Source organism: Ideonella sp. P3_A4 (genome assembly GCF_056403075.1).
On record NZ_JBFUGE010000857.1, the window covers coordinates 1 to 2,098 of the forward strand.

A 2,098-nucleotide genomic window follows, 5' to 3' on the forward strand; every position below is an offset into this window, starting at 1 on the left:
GTGCGGATCTTGGCCTTCGGCGGTGCCGGCTGTGGCTGAGGGTAGCGCTGCGGCGATAGCTTCTCGTCCAGGCCATAGCAATAGCCACCGACGCGGCCGATCGAGCCGACCAGCGCGTTGAGCATCACGACCGCACGCTCGGCGTTGAAGCCGTTGTAGTGCGCGCCGGTGCCGCGGTTGGTGAAGGCCGCTGCGGCGGGCGCCGCCTTGGCAAACTCGATGGCGAGCCGCTCGATGTCCTTGGCGGGCATACCGCTGAGCTTCTCGGCCCATTGCGGCGTGCAAGTTGCGAGCCACTGCCTCAGCTGGGTTTCGCCGGGCTGCACGAACTCGGCGATGAAGCGGCGATCGTGCAGGTTGTCCCTCAGGATCACATGCCCCATCGCCAATGCGATGGCGCCCTCCGTGCCGGGGAAAGGCTGGAACCATTCGTCGCTGCGACCGGCGGTGTTCGACATCCGGACGTCGAAAGTGACCAATTTGGCACCATGGTCGAACCGCGCCTTGATCACGCGACGCACGAAATGAAGGCCGCCCTGATGCGCCTCGTAGAAATTCGAGCCGAAGTTCAGAAAGTAGCGGCAGCGCTCGGCATCGATCGATTCCCAGTCGCTGTCGCCAAGACTGACGTAGTTGGCCGCGCGTTTGCTGGACGAACAGATCGCACGGTGGTTCAGAAGCACCGGCGAGCCGATCGCGTCGAGGAATCGGTTGAATTCAGCTTCGTAGCGTGAGCGCCCCTGGTGTATGCCGACCCACTCCGGATGACTTGCGTCGATGCAGCTCTGAATCCTGCCGGCGATCTCTGCGTAAGCTTCGTCCCAGGTGATGCGCTTCCACAGGCCTTCACCGCGGTCACCAACGCGCTTGAGCGGGTAGATCAACCGCTCTGGATAGCTGTTGATCGTGGGGCCGCTCTGTCCCTTCGCGCAGGTCATGAAGCTGGCCATGTTCGGGTCCAGCGGGTTACCGCGAATCTTGACAACCTTGTTGTCGACCACGAAGCCTTCGATGCCGCACACCGTGGAGCAGTTCAGGCAGACGCTCTTGACCGTCGTGGCAGTGCGGTAGTCGGTGCGGACCTTGCGTGGGTTGCCACCAGCGTTGAGCTTGTAGCTCAACGGCTCGATCGCCGCGGTGGCAGCCGATGCCGGCTGCGGACTCAGCAGGATGGTCTCGCCGACCGCAAGCGAAGCCAGGGCGCCCATGCCCGATTTGACGAAGTCTCTTCGTTGCATGGATGCTCCTCAGGCCTTGCCGGTGCCGTAGTCGGACTGCAACTGGGACCAGGTGTCGATCTCGTAGGTGAAGGGATCGTGATTGCGCCCCTTGGGCAGCTTGTTCTCCATCTCGCGGGGAACGACCGTGCCGATGCCGCGGTACTTCACACTGGGCTTCGTGCCCTCCGACGGCTTGAGCACGGTCAGCTCCTTGCCATGCCGGGCATGCATCTGGTTCACTTTGCTGTTCGGGTCATTCAGATCTCCGAACGCGAAGACTTCGGCCGGACAGACCTCCACGCAAGCCGGCTGCATGCCAACCTCTAGGCGGTGGCTGCACCAGTCGCACTTGTCAGCCACCTCGGCCACCGGATCAGTGTGGATGGCGCCGTAAGGGCATGCGGCGATGCAGTCCTTGGAGTTGTCGCAGCTCGAGCTGTCGATGCGTACGACCCCATCCGCTCCGCGCGAGATGGAGGTGGTCGGGCACGCCTTGATGCAGGGGGCGTCCTCGCAATGCATGCAAAGCGTTGGCAAGAAGGCGCGCTTTGGCACCGTCTTGCCAACGGCATCCTTGCCGTGGTGGTCGTAGTAGTAGACCTTGGTTCGGAAGTTGCCGAGCGAAACCGAGTTCTCGACCTTGCAAGCCACTGAACAGGCGTGGCAGCCGATACAACGCTCGACGTCAATCGCCATGCCCCACACCGGGGGCTTGGCGGCCTGATTGTTGTTCATGAAGGCTCCCTGCCTGTCAGCGTGTATGGATGGTCAGAACACGATGACCTTGTCAGCCCACTGGGTCCAGGTGGTCAGCTCTTCCATCGTGCCGCGGTGCGTGCCTTCGGTCAGTTCGGTCTCGGCCATGCCACGTGCATCCA

At 62.7% G+C, this 2,098-nt stretch carries 2 protein-coding genes; both read right to left on the reverse strand.

Annotated features, from left to right (window positions below; genetic code table 11):
• Positions 1 to 1,238: molybdopterin-containing oxidoreductase family protein (locus AC1DYI_RS33685; RefSeq protein WP_477208457.1), on the reverse strand; the 1,238-nt coding region annotated here is incomplete at its 3' end.
• A gap of 9 nt (positions 1,239 to 1,247) precedes the next feature.
• Entirely contained in the window at positions 1,248 to 1,955 is a 708-nt protein-coding gene (locus tag AC1DYI_RS33690; RefSeq protein WP_477208458.1) for a 4Fe-4S dicluster domain-containing protein, read from the reverse strand.
• Positions 1,956 to 2,098 lie beyond the last annotated feature (143 nt).

Excerpts from the sequence above, each read along its gene's own strand:
- AC1DYI_RS33690 (WP_477208458.1), bottom strand. The coding sequence starts at position 1,955 with ATGAACAACAATCAGGCCGCCAAGCCCCCGGTGTGGGGCATGGCGATT.